This window comes from Pseudovibrio denitrificans JCM 12308, assembly GCF_001310815.1.
GTDB lineage: Bacteria > Pseudomonadota > Alphaproteobacteria > Rhizobiales > Stappiaceae > Pseudovibrio > Pseudovibrio denitrificans.
The window spans coordinates 40,705-57,366 of record NZ_BAZK01000030.1 but is presented as its reverse complement, the minus strand read 5'-3'; the positions used below and the strand labels follow the sequence as shown (position 1 = coordinate 57,366).

Annotated in this window: 14 protein-coding genes and 1 pseudogene; 6 read left to right on the top strand and 9 right to left on the bottom strand. The window is 52.7% G+C overall.

From position 1 onward, the window contains the following. Positions 1-437 precede the first annotated feature (437 nt). Positions 438-947, top strand: coding sequence for a hypothetical protein (locus JCM12308_RS31045; protein ID WP_208978937.1), 510 nt, complete (start codon positions 438-440; stop codon positions 945-947). 2 nt (positions 948-949) lie between these two features. Next, positions 950-2,329, top strand: coding sequence for a M23 family metallopeptidase (locus JCM12308_RS25075; protein WP_208978936.1), 1,380 nt, complete (start codon positions 950-952; stop codon positions 2,327-2,329). On the opposite strand, the gene JCM12308_RS25070 is transcribed toward JCM12308_RS25075, so the two are convergent. The 3 genes from JCM12308_RS25070 to clpB all read right to left on the bottom strand — a co-directional run bounded on the left by JCM12308_RS25070 (position 2,326) and on the right by clpB (position 6,265). Beyond that, entirely contained in the window at positions 2,326-2,895 is a 570-nt protein-coding gene (locus JCM12308_RS25070; RefSeq protein ID WP_054785453.1) for a P-loop nucleotide/nucleoside kinase family protein, read from the bottom strand. The two genes, JCM12308_RS25075 and JCM12308_RS25070, sit on opposite strands and share 4 nt — an antisense overlap. A 33-nt stretch (positions 2,896-2,928) precedes the next feature. Further along, positions 2,929-3,537, bottom strand: coding sequence for a DUF998 domain-containing protein (locus tag JCM12308_RS25065; protein WP_054785452.1), 609 nt, complete (start codon positions 3,535-3,537; stop codon positions 2,929-2,931). 148 nt (positions 3,538-3,685) lie between these two features. Continuing rightward, complete coding sequence (clpB, locus tag JCM12308_RS25060) at positions 3,686-6,265, bottom strand: ATP-dependent chaperone ClpB (RefSeq protein ID WP_054785451.1); 2,580 nt, start codon at positions 6,263-6,265, stop codon at positions 3,686-3,688. A 207-nt stretch (positions 6,266-6,472) separates the two neighbouring features. Between clpB and JCM12308_RS25055 the strand changes: the two genes are divergently transcribed. After that, the gene (locus JCM12308_RS25055; protein WP_054785450.1) at positions 6,473-7,243 is read left to right on the top strand and encodes an MOSC domain-containing protein; all 771 of its coding nucleotides are present in this window, start codon (positions 6,473-6,475) and stop codon (positions 7,241-7,243) included. 104 nt (positions 7,244-7,347) lie between these two features. Here the strand turns inward: JCM12308_RS25055 and JCM12308_RS25050 are convergent, their stop codons facing one another. The 6 genes and pseudogenes from JCM12308_RS25050 to JCM12308_RS25030 form a co-directional block, all read right to left on the bottom strand. After that, positions 7,348-8,043, bottom strand: coding sequence for a DUF4167 domain-containing protein (locus JCM12308_RS25050; RefSeq protein ID WP_128647486.1), 696 nt, complete (start codon positions 8,041-8,043; stop codon positions 7,348-7,350). A 439-nt stretch (positions 8,044-8,482) separates the two neighbouring features. Then, a complete protein-coding gene (locus JCM12308_RS31040) occupies positions 8,483-8,722 on the bottom strand; it encodes a class I SAM-dependent methyltransferase (RefSeq protein WP_208978935.1) in 240 nt (79 codons plus the stop codon). An 8-nt stretch (positions 8,723-8,730) separates the two neighbouring features. Further along, the gene (locus JCM12308_RS25045) at positions 8,731-9,366 is read right to left on the bottom strand and encodes a N5-glutamine methyltransferase family protein (protein WP_208978934.1); all 636 of its coding nucleotides are present in this window, start codon (positions 9,364-9,366) and stop codon (positions 8,731-8,733) included. Beyond that, a complete protein-coding gene (gene prfA, locus JCM12308_RS25040; protein ID WP_054785449.1) occupies positions 9,366-10,439 on the bottom strand; it encodes a peptide chain release factor 1 in 1,074 nt (357 codons plus the stop codon). The genes JCM12308_RS25045 and prfA overlap by 1 nt, the downstream gene beginning before the upstream one ends. 84 nt (positions 10,440-10,523) lie before the next feature. Next, positions 10,524-12,788 carry a phosphoenolpyruvate--protein phosphotransferase gene (gene ptsP, locus JCM12308_RS25035; RefSeq protein WP_054785448.1) on the bottom strand — a complete coding sequence of 755 codons (2,265 nt, stop codon included), beginning with the start codon at positions 12,786-12,788 and terminating at the stop codon, positions 10,524-10,526. A 97-nt stretch (positions 12,789-12,885) separates the two neighbouring features. Continuing rightward, positions 12,886-14,135, bottom strand: a pseudogene (locus JCM12308_RS25030) (aspartate kinase). Positions 14,136-14,291: 156 nt separating this feature from the next. On the opposite strand from JCM12308_RS25030, the gene ubiG reads away from it, so the two are divergent. The 3 genes from ubiG (at position 14,292) to JCM12308_RS25015 (ending at position 16,599) form a co-directional block, all read left to right on the top strand. Next, positions 14,292-15,068 carry a bifunctional 2-polyprenyl-6-hydroxyphenol methylase/3-demethylubiquinol 3-O-methyltransferase UbiG gene (gene ubiG, locus JCM12308_RS25025; RefSeq protein ID WP_054785447.1) on the top strand — a complete coding sequence of 259 codons (777 nt, stop codon included), beginning with the start codon at positions 14,292-14,294 and terminating at the stop codon, positions 15,066-15,068. Positions 15,069-15,100: 32 nt separating this feature from the next. After that, on the top strand, positions 15,101-15,808 hold the full coding sequence (locus JCM12308_RS25020) for an alpha/beta fold hydrolase (protein WP_208608867.1): 708 nt from the start codon (positions 15,101-15,103) through the stop codon (positions 15,806-15,808). Positions 15,809-16,029: 221 nt separating this feature from the next. Beyond that, entirely contained in the window at positions 16,030-16,599 is a 570-nt protein-coding gene (locus JCM12308_RS25015) for a phasin family protein (RefSeq protein WP_054785445.1), read from the top strand. Positions 16,600-16,662: the final 63 nt, after the last annotated feature.

Genomic DNA, 16,662 nt, shown 5'->3' with positions numbered 1-16,662 from the left:
TGCACCTCAAGACCGGCGCCTCAGTGGCCCGCCCCGTTGGCGTGAAGCGGGTTATAGGCATATGAGCTGGTGCTGTCAACGAGGCTGAAGACAAAACTTCAAAATTTTCACAGGACTGGGGAAACTTTTTCAATAATCGCAAGTCCTGTATTTATATGGTGCGTAAAATCGCATTTTGAACGGCAAAATCATTATTTTCTCGCCAATTCGATTTTTTCTATAATTTTTCAGAGTATCAGCGACAAAATCCAGCCGTATTTTTCTTTCATCAGTTGTTCCCGTCTTCAGCATTGTCTATCAATCGTAACTATGTGATGCGGACATCTGCTGCAGATGGCCTCTCTGCCGATTTGGGGAAAGATAAGTAGCTCGATGAATTCTGGTAGGTTCCATACTAATGGAAGGCCTTCCGTCAATCTTGGCAATGAACCAGCTTGATGGTGGATAGCCTTGCAAGTTCGTCTGACCAGCCTGCGCGACTAAACGGTCGCTGGCTGATTGGAACGATCCTCACCGGCATGACATCTATGGTGTTAATGGGCGGCGCTCTGATGGCAGCTCTTGATGGCCAGTATACTTATAAGACAGCCAAAGCCCCTGCGAGCAACGCGGCAGATCTGACACCACAGCGTAATACCAGCGGAAAAGGCGATCGCCTGACCTCCGCGACCGACGGTTTCTCCAATCGCCAGATTATTGAAGTGAACACCGTGACCCGCAGCGAAGGCCGCGATCACGTGAAAGCCAAGCCGTATGCACTCGTCAGCGCAAGCCTGGAGAGCTTCAAGAAACAGGAAACCGCCGCAGACATTCCGCCATTTGATCCTATTACTATGTATCAGGGTGAACAGGTGGCTCCGCTGCAAGTTGCCAGTGACGCGATCTATGGCGCGGACATTGAGGCGAAGTCTCTATCTCTCAGCGCGATTTCCCACTGGAAGCAATGAGCATGGTCGCTCTTCCCGATCATAAGGAAGAGGCTGTTCAGCAACAGGTAAAGAAGGCAGCGATGTTCATGCTGGATAACTCCACGGACATTGCGGCTATCCCGAGCGTGGAAGACATCAACGCCGGCTTTGCCCCTCTTTCAGAACAGTCATTTGAAAACATCGAAGTTCGTATTACCGAAGAAAACGTCTCCTTCCAGCCGAAATCCCGCAAAACCACTCAGGCCAATCAGATCGAAGAACGCATTGTTCCGATCCTGACCCAGACTGACTTTATTGACATTCTGCTGGATGGTGAAGCGTCCGAGACAGAAGCGGAAGGCTACATCAAGGCGTTTACAGATAACTTCGGCATCGACTCCATTAAAGCCGGCCAGATTTTCCGCCTCTCTCTGAACACTGATCAGATCGAAGAGGACGACGGAATTCTCGTGCGCGTCAGTATCTATGAAGATCAGCGCCATGTCGGCACCATCGCACGAAATGATGAAGGCGAGTTTGTTGTCGCACCAGAGCCAACCACACAGATGGCAGCGGATGCGTTCAACTCGCAGCAGCAGAATTCAGTTGGCCCACGCGCCACATATTATGACTCGATCTACCAGACCGGCCTTGATAACGAAGTTCCATCCTCTCTTATTAAAGAGCTGATCCGCATCTATTCTTATAGTGTGGACTTCAATGCATCCGTGAAGAGCGGCGACGAGATGAGCGTCTTCTATGGTCTGGATGCAGACCAAAACACCGGCGCCTCAGAGATTCTCTATACCTCGATCACCGTGAATGGCCGCAGCCACCGTTTCTACCGCTTCCGCACACCAGATGATGGTGTTGTCGACTACTATGACGAGAACGGTCAAAGCGCGAAGCAGTTCCTGCTCCGCAAGCCAATCGCAGCAGGCCGCTTTACCTCCGGCTTCGGTATGCGCCGTCACCCTGTTCTGAAAACCCGCCGTCTCCATACAGGCACGGACTGGGCAGCTCCACGCGGCACCGCAATCTTTGCAGCGGGCGATGGTGTTATTCAGAAAGCCGCATGGTCTGGCGGATACGGCAAGCGTGTTGAGATCAAACACGCCAACGGTTACGTCACCACCTATAACCACATGACCCGCTTTGCCACTGGCATTCAAAAAGGCCAGCGCATCAGACAGGGTACGGTTATCGGCTACGTCGGCACCACAGGCCTCTCCACCGGTAACCACCTCCACTATGAGGTGAAGGTGAATGGCCGCTTCGTAAACTCACTGAAGATTAAGGTGCCACAGGGCCGTGTTCTCGAAGCGCAAGTGCTTGAAAACTTCAAGCGCGAACGGGATCGCATCAACGCTCTGATGGAAACTGGCCGTCCAAGCCAACGCGTCGCTTCACTGCGAAACTAAGTTTTGCAGTGAGCCACCTGCTTCAGGATCAAATCCACCACATCAGCTGGCTGCTTATCAGAGATGTCAAGCGTCAGCTCATTCTCATGATTGGGCTTGAGCACGGTGGAGTTCCGCACCGCATAGCGTGACCGTTCCGGATCCATACTTTTCAATCGCAGAGCCCGCTCCGGAGAAACCACGCGTTTGGCGATCTCATCCTCATTACAAAGCAGTCTGACAGGCAAAAACCGGGCCTTTCTCCGTTGAGCTGTTTCCCGAATAGCCTCATAGATCTGCCGATCACCGGCATCATCCTCAAAACCTTCATGCGTAAAGATGTAACTTGCATGAGGTGCGCCAAGTGTCGCCACAGTCTCCAGCACCGCGTCTCGCACTTTGTCGATCTGCCTCCAAACACCTTCCGGGTAAGGTGTCAGCCGATCATGATCGAGCAATCCAAAAATCGGATTGTTGATCCATTGATTGTCGACGACTTTGGCGCTTGTAGCCTCAGCCAGTGCCCGGGCAATTGTTAGCTTTCCGGTTCCAGCAAAGCCAACCAGATAAATAAGTACATTTTCCAAATTCAAATCCTCAGGCTCAAAAGCCCAAACACATCAGCGAGAGGCTAAAACACTCCCAACCTTCTGACGCTTCTGCAGCAAAATCAAAACAAACCAAAGATAAGCACCGGTCTCCAAAACCCTCTGCAGCAGACCGCTCAAAGAAGTTTCCAGCATCAGGCTCAGGAACAATGCGAATAAAACCAATCCTGGAACAAACCAGTAAGACCACCCTTCTTGTGCGCGGGCAAGCAGACACAGCCCGACAACAGCACAAAAATAAGCAAATAAGCCAGCAGCGGAATGGATCAGCTGGCTTTGGCTCGGGTCAGCCATCCTGCATTCAAAATCACAGGGAAAGAGCGCGGCAAGACCAATGAAAAGCGGATAGCCTGCGAAAACCACCAGAGCGACACGTTCTGCCCTGCTCCGCATCAGATCAATAAAGCAGATGATGAAGCTCGGCAGCAGCAGAAGCTCAACCGCCAGGAAGCCCCAGAAGTTGACGGTTGGTCCGTGCGGAGCTCCCGTTGCACCAAGAACACTCATGAAATGAGAGATATGGCTGTACCCCGGATAGAACTGGGCGCCAATCGCCACCGTAGCCACGAGCCAGAGATAGCTCATCGCCACAAATAAGAGTGCAATATCAGCTTTTCTCATATCCGCCGCCCGCAAGATGCCCGTCTTCATCCAGCAGAACTAAACACTAAAAACAGATAATCGAAAAGGTACGGATGTCATCTGCCAAGGTAGATAGCAAAAAGGGCCGGAAAATCCGGCCCTTGTCTTCAATTCACAGAGTGGCTCATCAAGCCCTGTCGAACACCAGTCGATCAGACCCGTTAGAGACTTTGATCGTCTGCCCGTCAGAGATGGAACCAGCCAACAACATTTCTGCCAGTGGATCCTGTACCTGTTTCTGGATAACGCGTTTGAGCGGTCGGGCACCGTAAGTTGGGTCATAGCCCTTCTCGGCAAGCCAACCCATTGCACCATCATCCAGATCCAGAACCATCTTCCGGTCATCCAGCAGCTTTTGCAGACGCGTCAGCTGAATTTCGACGATCTTGGACATCTGAGTACGCTGCAAGCGGTGGAACAGAATGATTTCATCCAGTCGGTTCAGGAACTCAGGACGGAAATGCGCTTTCACAGCATCCATCACCGGACCACGAACAGCCTCAGCATCTTCACCCTCGCCCTGAGCTGCGAGGAACTCAGCACCAAGGTTCGAGGTCATGATGATCAGCGTATTGCGGAAGTCCACGGTACGGCCCTGCCCGTCTGTCAGACGGCCATCATCCAGCACCTGAAGCAGAACGTTGAACACATCACCATGTGCTTTTTCTACTTCGTCAAACAGAACGACCTGATATGGCCGGCGACGAACCGCTTCTGTCAGCACACCACCTTCTTCATAGCCAACATAGCCTGGAGGTGCACCAATCAGACGCGCAACGCTGTGCTTTTCCATGAACTCGGACATGTCCACACGCACCATCGCCGTCTCATCATCAAACAGATAGCTGGCAAGTGCCTTGGTCAGTTCCGTTTTACCAACACCGGTTGGGCCGAGGAACATGAACGAACCGATAGGTCTGTTTGGATCCTGCAAACCAGCACGGGAGCGGCGAACAGCGGTGGAAACCGCATGAACAGCTTCCTGCTGGCCAACAACACGTTTGGCAAGCTCGTCTTCCATACGAAGCAGCTTTTCACGCTCACCTTCCAGCATCTTGTCGATCGGAATACCGGTCCAGCGAGAAACAACCTGTGCAATGCTTTCGCTGCTGACGGTCTCATTAAGCATGGTGTTGTCAACATCCTCAGCAGTCTGAGCGTTTGCCAGCTTCTTCTCCAGATCAGGAATAACGCCGTAGCTCAGCTCACCAGCACGCGCCAGATTGCCAACACGTTGGGCCTGCTCCAGTTCAGTGCGGGCTTCATCCAACTGCTCTTTGATCTTCTGCTCACCGCTCAGCTTATCTTTTTCAGCTTGCCAGCGCTGTGTCAGGGCATTGGATTCCTCTTCCAGATCAACCAGCTCTTTTTCAAGACGCTGCAAGCGATCTTTCGTGGCCTCATCATCCTCTTTCTTCAGCGCTTCCCGCTCAATCTTCAGCTGAATAATCCGGCGGTCCAGCTCATCCAGCTCTTCCGGCTTGGAATCCACCTGCATGCGCAGGCGGCTGGCGGCCTCATCAACAAGGTCGATGGCCTTATCCGGCAGGAAGCGGTCTGTGATGTAGCGGTTCGACAGCGTTGCTGCGGAAACAATCGCGCTATCGGAGATGCGCACACCATGGTGAAGCTCATACTTCTCCTTGATACCACGCAGAATAGAAATGGTGTCTTCAACCGTTGGCTCACTTACAAACACAGGTTGGAAACGACGGGCCAATGCCGCGTCTTTTTCAACGTGCTTGCGGTACTCATCCAGCGTGGTCGCACCAACACAGTGCAACTCACCGCGAGCCAGAGCAGGCTTGAGCAGGTTGGAAGCGTCCATCGCTCCGTCTGTCTTACCAGCACCAACAAGCGTATGCATTTCGTCGATGAACAGGATGATCCCGCCATCAGCGGCCTGCACTTCATTCAGAACACCCTTCAGGCGCTCTTCAAATTCACCACGATATTTCGCACCAGCAATCAGCGCGCCCATATCAAGCGCCAGCAGCTGCTTATCTTTCAGGCTTTCCGGCACATCGCCATTGACGATACGCAGTGCCAAGCCTTCCGCAATAGCGGTTTTACCAACACCCGGCTCACCAATCAGAACTGGATTGTTCTTGGTACGGCGGGAAAGAACCTGAATAGCGCGGCGAATTTCTTCATCTCGACCAATCACAGGGTCGAGCTTGCCTTCGCGCGCAGCTTCAGTCAGATCCTGAGCGAACTTCTTCAGCGCATCAAACTGGTTTTCAGCAGAAGCCGAGTCAGCCGTACGTCCTTTACGAAGCTCATTGATCACTTCGTTCAGCGCATTTGGCGTAACACCAGCCTGTGCCAGCGCTTTACCTGCTTTGCTGTCCTTATCCATGGCCAGCGCCAGCAGCAGACGTTCCACGGTGACGAAGCTGTCACCCGCTTTCTCCGCAATCTTCTGCGCTTGCTCAAAAAGACGTGCTGTTTCAGGTGCCAGATACAGCTGTCCGTTGCCGCCACTTACTTTTGGCAGCGCTGCCAGATCAGTCTCGATCTGCAGACGAACATCCTGAACACGACCACCAGCCCGCTCAATAAGACCAGCCGCCATGCCTTCGCTGTCATCCAGCAAGACCTTCAAAATATGTGCGGGAGTAAACTGTTGATGCCCTTGTCCCAGAGCGTATGTTTGCGCAGACTGAATGAACCCACGCGCACGGTCGGTGTATTTTTCAAAGTCCATATATAACTCCTATGTGCCGTGTCACCCGAAGCATGACGAAGCATTTTGGGAGGATCCGAGCCTCATAAAGAGCACCCGAAGCAGGAGACTTCCTCCTGCACTCTTCATATAGTGGTTCAAACTGCCGACAAAAGAGGGCGCTCGCAAGATCTTGCCACAATCCTTTGTTTCTCATAGTTTCCACCAGCTTAAACAACGGAATTTAATATGACTTTTTCGCCTGCGCATATCACCGCACTCGCAACACATCCAGTTAAAGGCCTCACGGCACACCCACTTCAGACGGCAACTGTAGAAGCTGGAGCTGTCTTCCCGCTGGATCGTGCCTACGCTATCGAAAACGGCCCATGCGGTTTTGATCCTGCAGCGCCAAAACACATTTCCAAAAGCAAATTTCTCGTGCTGGTCCGCTACGAAGACGTAGCCCAGGTCAAATGCACCTATGATCTGGAAAACAAAAGCATCACTCTTTCCAAGCCCAGTGAGGATGACGTCACCCTCTCGCTGGAAACCGCCGAAGGACAGGAAGCTCTCGCCGCTTACTTCACTGCGCACATGGGTGATAAAGCAGCTGGCCCACTGAAAGTCCGTCACGCAGACGACCACGCCTTCACCGACACCGCCGAAAACTTCGTGCATGTTGTGAACCTGGCCAGCGTCAAAGCTCTTTCCGAGACCATGGGCGTCGAGATCGACCCAAAACGCTTCCGCGCGAACATCTATGTGGAAGGCCTGCCAGCCTACGAAGAGTTCAACTGGGCCGACAAAAAGATCCGCTCAAGCTCCGGTGTTGAGTTCAAATTTGCCAAACGCACCCGCCGCTGTGCAGCTGTTGACGTCAACCCAACCACTGCAGAGCGCGACACCAACATCAACAAGACCCTCTACGACACTCTGGGCCACATGGACGTTGGCATCTACCTGGAAGTGCTCAACAACGGCACCCTCTCCGTCGGAGATACGCTGATCGTGGAATAAGCCCACGCAAGCTGGCCATATAGCAAAAAGAAAACCCCGCCTTGTGAGCGGGGTTTTTCGTGAAAATCCGAAATCGGTAAAGAGACTAGTGCATCCTCAGATGCTTAGCTTTCACCGTCTCCGGTTGTTTCCAATGCCGCTGGAGCTGGTGCATCCTCTGCAGGAACACGAGCTGCGCGGGTGCGCTGCGTGCGAGCTGCACGTGGAGTACGTGCACGAGGCGTACGGCGTGGCTTAGGAGCTGCCGTTTCATCCTCACCACCTTCAGCCGCTTCAGCAGGAGCTGCTGCACTTGCAGAAGAAGGCGTACGGCGAACACCGCGACCACGAGTGCCACGAACGCGGCGGCGTGGTTTGTCGTCTTCTTCATCACCTGCAGCAGGTGCCTCAGCAGCTTCAGCATTCTCTTCAACCACTGGGGAAGCTTCGATAAACGGCTGAGGCGTATCAAGGCCAATCACAGGCTGCGTGCTTGCAACAGCAACATCCTGCTCTTCGCTTGCCGCCGCACCGTTTGGCGCTTCAACAACAGCTGGTGCAGCTTCTTCTTCTGCGCGAGCAGAAGGAGCAGCACTTTGAGAGTTCTGGGGTTGAGCAGCAGCGACGATACGCTGGTAATGCTCAGCATGCTGATAGTAGTTTTCGGAGGTTACACGGTCTCCGGAGGCCTGAGCATCACGCGCAAGTTGCTGGTACTTTTCAGCAATATGCAATGCGGTACCTCGGATTTTAACATCCGGTCCATTTGACTCATAAGTACGTGTCAATGGATTTGGAGCCTTACGCCCCCGCCCACGCATGCGCTTGTTATTCTGATTTCCTGGTCTCATTCTGCCGTTAACTTTCCGGAATAGCAATCGAACCTACAGCGAGGTTCATGGGAGTAAGTTCTCCCGGATTCCAAATGCCGTTAATAAGCTTGCATGTTGATTAAGCCAAAGGCCACCAACATCGAAATGCAATCGCATTCGATCATATAACTGCTTCAATGCGATATCCGACATCCGATAGCAGCAATACAAATGCATTGCTCTCTCAGTTCTACGATACGAGGGGTCGCTCAACTATCTGCTTTGAAACTATCAACCGACGTCTCTGCCAGGCTCGTCTCACTGTCAGTGAGTGCCCATCCCCATCGTTTTCAGCTGTTAGCTGGTATCGCTTGTCGGCGAGATGAAACTATCTCGTTCCGACGTATTTTCCAAGGGCTTTTTTCCAGATTATTGAATTCTTCGCCAATCATGGAAAAACTACAACAATGACCCTTGGTTGACCGGCCAGATCATGCTCACAACGAACCTCCAGCCCCACAAGTTCCCTTGCAAGAGTTGAAAGTTCCTCCGCTTGATCAAACCCGATCTCCATTAGGAGTCCACTATTTCTCTTAAGAACTCGTTTAGCGTTACCTATCAATTCTTTATAGGCAGTAAGTCCATCGTCTCCACCATCCAGTGCCAGCATCGGGTCATGCTGTTTCACTTCATGGCTCAGCCTTCAATCACAGCGCTGCGGATGTACGGCGGGTTACTCACAACAAAATCAAAAGTCCCGTTCAACGCATCCAGATAAGAACCCCGAACAGGGATAAAACGGCTTTTAAATCCGTTATTTGCTGCGTTTTGTCGCGCAGTCTCCAATGCCTCTTCGCTGATATCAACAGCAACACAAATTGCATTGGGCAACTCACTCAGTAGAGCAATTGCGATGGCACCAGTTCCGGTTCCGATATCCGCAAACACCCATGGCTTATCAAAACCACCATTGGTCTGACAAAATGCCAGTGTCGCCTCAACCAGCGTCTCTGTATCAGGACGCGGCTCCAGTGTTGCCTGTGAAAGAGAAAATTCCAGCCCCCAGAATTCACGCTTACCCAGAATGCGCCCAACCGGTTTACCAGCCAGCCGTTCTTCCGCATATCGCGTGATAACCGTAAGCACTTCTGTCGAGATCTCACGATCATATTCCAGAACCAGATTACGCGGCTCAATACCAAGAGCTTCAGCCGTCAGTACCCGTGCATCCAGATCAGCTTCTGCCAGACCCGCATCACGAAACAGGCTTCGCACCGCAAGGTACAAAGCCTGCACATTTCTGAGCTCAACGTTTTCAAAGATGCCGGACATTAAAGCCCTTCAGCAGCAAGCAGGTTCGCCTGATGGTCCATAATCAGAGCATCAATAACTTCACCTGTCGCTTCACCGGCCATCATCTGATCCAGCTTGTACAGGGTCAGGCCGATACGGTGATCCGTCACGCGCCCCTGCGGGAAGTTATAGGTACGAATGCGCTCGGAGCGGTCACCGGAACCAACCTGAACACGGCGGGCTTCAGTTCGCTCATTCGCAGCACGCTCGCGCTCAACATCATAGATCTTCGCACGCAGCAGCTTCATTGCGCGGTCTTTGTTCTTGTGCTGAGAACGCTCGTCCTGCACGGCTACCACAATACCAGTCGGGTTGTGCGTAATACGAACAGCAGAGTCAGTAGTGTTCACGTGCTGACCACCTGCACCCGATGCACGATAGGTATCGATGCGCAGATCAGCTGGGTTGATGTCCACATCCACTTCTTCCGCCTGCGGAAGCACAGCAACGGTCGCCGCTGATGTGTGAATACGGCCACCAGATTCTGTTTCAGGAACACGCTGTACGCGGTGAACACCGGACTCAAACTTCAGTTTACCGAAAACTTCCTGACCAGTGACCGCAGCAACAATCTCCTTAAAGCCACCCATATCCCCTTCTGAAGAGGACATGACTTCAACCTTCCAACCATTGTTGTCAGCAAAGCGCTGATACATGCGGAACAGGTCGCCTGCAAAAAGCGCAGCTTCGTCACCACCGGTACCAGCGCGCACTTCAAGAATAACGTCGTGAGAGTCAGCTTTATCTTTTGGCAGAAGGCCGATACGAACCTTCTGTGTCAGATCTTCAATCACTTCCGCAAGCTCGTCGCGCTCAAGCTGCGCGAGCTCTTTCATCTCTGCATCGCTTTCAGGATCAGACAGCAGTGCCTCAGCACCTTCCAGATCACCTTCAGCTTTACGCAGATCACGGATGGATTTCACAATCGGCTCAAGTTCCGCGTAGTCCCGAGACAGCTTGATGTAAACCTCTGGCGCAGGACCAGATGCCATCTCAGCCTCAATACCTTCAAAGCGTGCTAGCAGTGTATCTAGTTTTTCTGGTGCCAGCATTTCGCGGCAACTCCTCAAGCGTTCGTCAGCTAAGCAAAAGGCACAACAGCCTCTAAGGTCTGCGGCAATTTAAATTTGCGCTGCTTATACAGGAATATTGTTTTCGGATGCAAAGTTCGAAAGGAACTCGCGAATATCTTCCGACCCTTTACCCGCTTCCAGCTGTTTCAGCAACTCTTCTGAAAGTGCTGATAGATCCAAAGAGCGTAACATCGCCTTAACAGGACCAATGGAAGCCGGAGACATGGAAAGGTTTCTATAGCCGATCGCCAACAGAGCCATCGCAGCAAGCGGCTGGCCACCAAGTTCACCACACAGGGTCACTGGTGTATCCATCTTGTCGCCGACAACGACAATCTTGCGCAAGGCCCGCAGGAAGCTTGGAGACAGCGCTTCAAAACGCTCCGCCACCAGCGTGTTTCCGCGATCAACTGCATAGAAGAACTGGAACAGGTCATTCGAACCAACGGAGACGAAGTCTACTTCTTTGTAAATCTCTTCAAGCTGGTAAAGCAGTGCCGGAACTTCCAACATCACACCAAGCTTCAGCTCTTTTGGCGTATCGTGACCGTGCTGACGCAGATGCTTGAGCTCACGCTCAACGTAATCCCGCGCCTGCTGGAATTCAGCAACATCCGCCACCATTGGGAACATAATGCGTAAAGAGCGCCCTGCCCCTGCATGCAGCATAGCTCTGATCTGGGTGCGCAGCAGGCCCGGACGATCCAGTCCGAAACGAATTGCGCGCCAACCCATAGCCGGGTTCTCTTCTTGCGCAAGACGCAGATACGGCAGAACCTTATCACCACCAATATCCAGAGAACGGAATGTCACCGGCTTGTCGCCAGCCGCATCCAGAACCTTGGAGTACAGCGAGTGCTGCTCCTGCATTCTTGGGAAGGCTGAAGCAACCATGAACTGAAGTTCGGTACGGAACAGACCAACGCCATCCGCACCCGCATCTTCCATGCTCGGCAAGTCAACAAGTAGACCAGCATTCAGCTGAAGCTTAACGTCCACACCGTCTTTGGTAACGGTCGGCTCATCACGAAGCTGGCGATAAATTTCCTGACGCTTGGAGCGCAAGCGAACCTTGTCTGCAAATGCCTGTTCAACATCATTTGCCGGACGCAGGAAGATCTGACCGATCTCACCATCTACGATGATGGCATCAGTCGCTTCCACCAAGGAAACAATGTCTTCAACCTGACCAACTGTTGGAATGCCAAGAGCACGGGCAACAATAGTCACGTGACTGGTCGGGCCGCTCTCTTCCAGAACCAGACCTCGAATACGGTCGCGGTCATAATCCAGCAGCTCAGCAGCGCCCATGTTGCGCGCAATGATGATTGCGTCTTTCGGCAGATCATCTTCGCCGCTGTGGTTCTTACCCATCAGCTCACGAATGAGGCGGTGCGCAAGATCATCCAGATCATGCAGGCGCTCACGCAGGTAAGGATCGGTCTGCCGGAGCATCTGAGCGCGTGTATCGCTCTGAACTTTCTCAACAGCAGCTTCCGCCGTCAAACCATTGCGGATCGCTTCATCAATCTTCCGGATCCAGCCACGGTCATAGGCAAACATCCGGTAAGCTTCCAGAACCTCACGGTGTTCACCGTGCTGGGAAAACTCACCACTGGCCAACATGTGGTCCAGAGATTGGCGCAGACGCGTGACGGATTCTTCAAGACGCTTTTTTTCAGTATCCGCGTCTTCGGCAATCAAATTGGTGATAACAACGCGTGGCTCATGCAAAACAACATGGCCAAGGCCAATGCCATCAGCAAGGGCAACACCCTTCAGATGCATCGGACGGATCACATCAATTGTTGTGCCTTGCTGCGCAATTGCTTCAAGCTCACCAGCCGCGACCATCTCAGCGATAACCATCGCTGTGGTCTGCAGGGCTTCCACTTCATCTTCGAAGTAAGTCCGGTGGTCTTTGTTCTGAACAACAAGCACGCCAAGCGTACGTCCTGCACGCAGGATCGGCACACCAAGGAAGGAGTTGTAATTTTCTTCGCCCGTTTCCGGACGATAAGCAAACGCTGGATGCGCCTGCGCATTTGGTAGGTTCAGCGGTCTAGCATCAGAGGAAATCAAACCAACAAGACCCTCACCGACCTTCAGAGAAGTCTGGTGAACCGCGTCCTTATTCAGGCCCTCTGTCGCATACAGCTCAAGAACCCCATCCGCGCGCAAGATGTACACGGAACACACTTCCGCAACCACATTTGCCGCGATCAGACGTACAATCTTGTCGAGCCGTTCCTGCGCATTAATCGGCTCCGCCATAACTTCACGAAGCTTACGGAGGAGTACGCGCGGTCCGGCCAAGCTGCTGCGCATGCTCCGCCCTACCTATAATTCTGCTGGCCTTTTTAACAGGCCACGTTGTGCCTTGGAAGTTGTCCAAGACACAACAATATTCTCGACAGTAGGAAACCTAGCCGTCAAGTCCGTATAGCGAATGGAGAGTACGAACCGCAAGTTCCGTATACGCGGAATCGATCAGAACAGAGATTTTAATCTCAGATGTCGTAATCGCGCGGATGTTAATCCCCTTCTTAGCCAGGCCTTCAAAACACTGGGCTGCAACACCGGCATGCGAACGCATACCCATGCCGATTACGGAAACTTTTACAACATCAGTAGCGCCTTCGATATTCTCGAAGCCGATTTCCTCGACGTTCTCCTCAATTACCTTGCGCGCACGCTCGTAATCGCTCTCTGGAACGGTAAAGGTGATATCGGTCGTCTTCCCATCTGGAGAGATGTTCTGAACGATCATGTCTACGTTGATGTTGCCTTCGGCCAACGGGCCAAATACTCTGGACGCAATGCCAGGTTTGTCAGCAACGTTGCGGATAGAAATCTGTGCTTCGTCTTTTGAGTAAGCGATGCCAGTGACGACTTGTTGTTCCAAAATCTCGTCCTCGTCGCAAATAAGTGTACCTACAGGGGTTCCGTCAGCGCTAATCTGCGGAGCATCCGGATCATCAAAGCTGGAACGTACAAACGTACGAACGCCGTGAACCATCGCCATCTCAACAGAACGGACCTGCAAAACCTTCGCACCAAGAGACGCCATTTCCAGCATCTCTTCAAACGCAACACGTTCCAGACGCGTCGCCTTGGCCACCACACGTGGGTCAGTGGTATAAACACCGTCCACATCCGTATAGATGTCACAGCGGTCTGCCTGAATAGCCGCAGCAATCGCCACCGCACTGGTGTCAGAACCACCACGTCCAAGCGTCGCCAGCCTGTTGTCAGGCGCTACACCCTGGAAACCAGCGCAAACTGCAACCTGTCCACGCTCAAGGCGTTCAATGAGAGTTTGACCTTCAATACTCTCAATACGCGCTGCGCCGTGGGCTTCATTCGTGCGGATAGGAATTTGCCATCCCTGCCAGGAACGTGCATCCACGCCCATATCTTGCAGCACAATCGCCAACAAGCCGGAAGTCACCTGCTCACCTGAGGCAACAACCGCATCATACTCACGCGCATCATGCAGCGCTGCGGCTTCTTTCGTGTAGCCAACCAGCGTGTTCGTCACACCAGCCATCGCGGATACAACAACGGCAACCTGGTTGCCTGCTTCCACTTCACGCTTCACGTGCCGCGCAACATTTCTGATACGCTCTAGGTCGCAACGGAGGTGCCGCCAAACTTCATAACCAAACGGGCCATCGCTTCCCAAATTCCTCCGAGGGCCTTTGTGATGAACCGATCATCACTACAAACGGCGCTAATCCATACAACTAGCGCCCTTCTATCGCAACCAGCGGCTTGACAAAAACCGCGATTAGACCCACCAGTACCGGGATGAAAGTGGAGAGTTGAGCTATGAGCACCGCGCAAAAACCAAGCAACGCCGCCAAAAACCCGGCACAAACCACAATCGACCCGGCGGAAGTTGCGCATTTCTCATCAATTGCATCGGAATGGTGGGACCCTACTGGAAAATTCCGTCCTCTCCACAAATTCAGCCCAGTCCGCATCTCCTATATTAAAGAGTATGCCTGCGACCACTTTGGCCGGGATGAGACATCCCCTAAAGCCTTAGAAGGTCTACGTATTTTGGACATCGGCTGCGGCGGTGGCCTCCTCTCCGAACCTATGGCTCGCATGGGCGCAACTGTGGTCGGAGCAGACGCATCCGAGACCAACATTAAAGTAGCCACACTTCATGCACAGCAGTCCGGCCTCGATATCGACTATCGCGCGCAAACCGCTGAATCTCTCGTTGAGGCAGGTGAACAGTTCGACATCGTACTCAACATGGAAGTGGTAGAACATGTCGCAGACGTTCCACTGTTCATGAAGTCCTGTGCAGATCTTGTGCGTCCCGGTGGAATGATGTTCGTTGCAACTATCAACAGAACTCTGAAAGCCTACGCCCTCGCAATTGTCGCAGCAGAACGCGTACTCTGCTGGCTACCAAAAGGCACTCACCAATACGAAAAGCTGGTTCGCCCGGAAGAGCTGGAAGCACCGCTTAATGAATCCGGCATGAGCGTCTATGAGCGCTGCGGCGTCAGCTTCAACCCACTGACAGACAGCTGGTCCAGAACGACCGATCTGGATGTAAACTACATGGTAACAGCTCGGAAGCCAGAGTAGCAGCTGGCATCCAATCAAAAAGGAGAATGAAAATGCCAGACACAGCAACAGCAGAAACTGTCGTTTTCATTCCCGGCCTGACCAGCACTGGCGCTTTGTTCGGGCCTCAAATCAACTCTCTGAAAGAGCATCCGATCATCATTGCGGAAACCTGCGGCATGGATTCCATTGAAGCCATGGCAAAAAGACTGCTGGACCACACTCCTGAAAAATTCGCTCTCCTCGGCATGTCCATGGGTGGTTACGTTGCCCTGGAGGTGATTCGACAGGCGTCTGAACGTGTCAGCCGCCTTGCGCTGGTCAACACAAACGCCAGAGACGACACCGCAGCCCAAACACAGCTTCGTCATACACAAATGGAAATTGCAAAGAAGGGTGGCTTTCACAAGATCGCCTCCATGCAATACCTGCAGCTCGTCCACCCTGCCCGCCATGACGACACCGCTCTCAGACAAGTGGTTTTCGATATGGCTGCCGAGATCGGTCCTGAAGATTTCCTGAAGCAGCAAACCGCCATCATCAATCGCCGCGATCAAAGGCCAAACCTCCCGGCAATCCAGTGCCCGACCATGATCATCGCTGGCGAAGAGGACAGCCTGCTCCCGCTCGACAGATGCCGCGAAATGCATGACGCAATCGCAAACAGCAAACTGCACATCATCCCGGATTGCGGCCACATGTCGACGCTGGAACACCCGGTTCATACAAGCGAGCTCGTTCAGGACTGGTTAGCTGCATAGCAGCACCCCCAAGGTTAACAAGTCCTTCAGAAAAAAGCCGCTGAAATCCCTTAGAATCCAGAATATCCTTTTGCCAATATTAGCGCCTATAAACAGGAGGGTGTACGCGGCGTAAGTTACCGGCAAACGAGCTTCTTCCAAAATCCCTGATCGCTCGAAATTTATTGTCTCAAAACCTAAATCGCCGCCCGAGAACTTGATCGGAGTCCGGAGGAGACACGATGCTGAACATGGACAAAGAGATGAAGGAAGCAATGGACCGCTGGACCGTTGCTGCAGATGGAATGCCTTGGCAAGGCTGGTTCTGGGCGCAGGGTGGAGATCAACTATCCAATACGGCTTTGGAGCATGCAATCTCCAACAACAAAGCCATGCTTGAAAGCTATCAGGCAATCATGGCTGCCAACATCGCATTCTTCAACAAACGCATGAAAGCCAACACCGATTTCATTCAGGAGATCTGGGATTGCCCAACAGGCATTGAGCTTTCAAAACTCACCAGTGACTTCATGCAGCAAGCTTTCGAAGATTGCCGCCAGGAAGGCGCCCGCCAGATGAACCAGATGTCCTCAACGATGAAGGGCACAGTTTCCAAAACTCAAAAGGCAACCTCGGAAGCGCTCACCAGCATTGATGATCTCAAAGCAATGGCTCAGGCTGCTCCAACAAAGGTACCTGCCAAACCACGTCGCCGAGTGCCTCGCAAATCCACCAGCACCCGGACACGCGCAAAGAATGCGGACAAACCTTCCGCATCCCGAGCCCCGGGCAAAAAAGGCGTTTCAGCCTGAGTGAGCGAGAAATGAAAAAGGCGCCCTAAACGAGGCGCCTTTCGTTTGTCTGCTATTCAATCT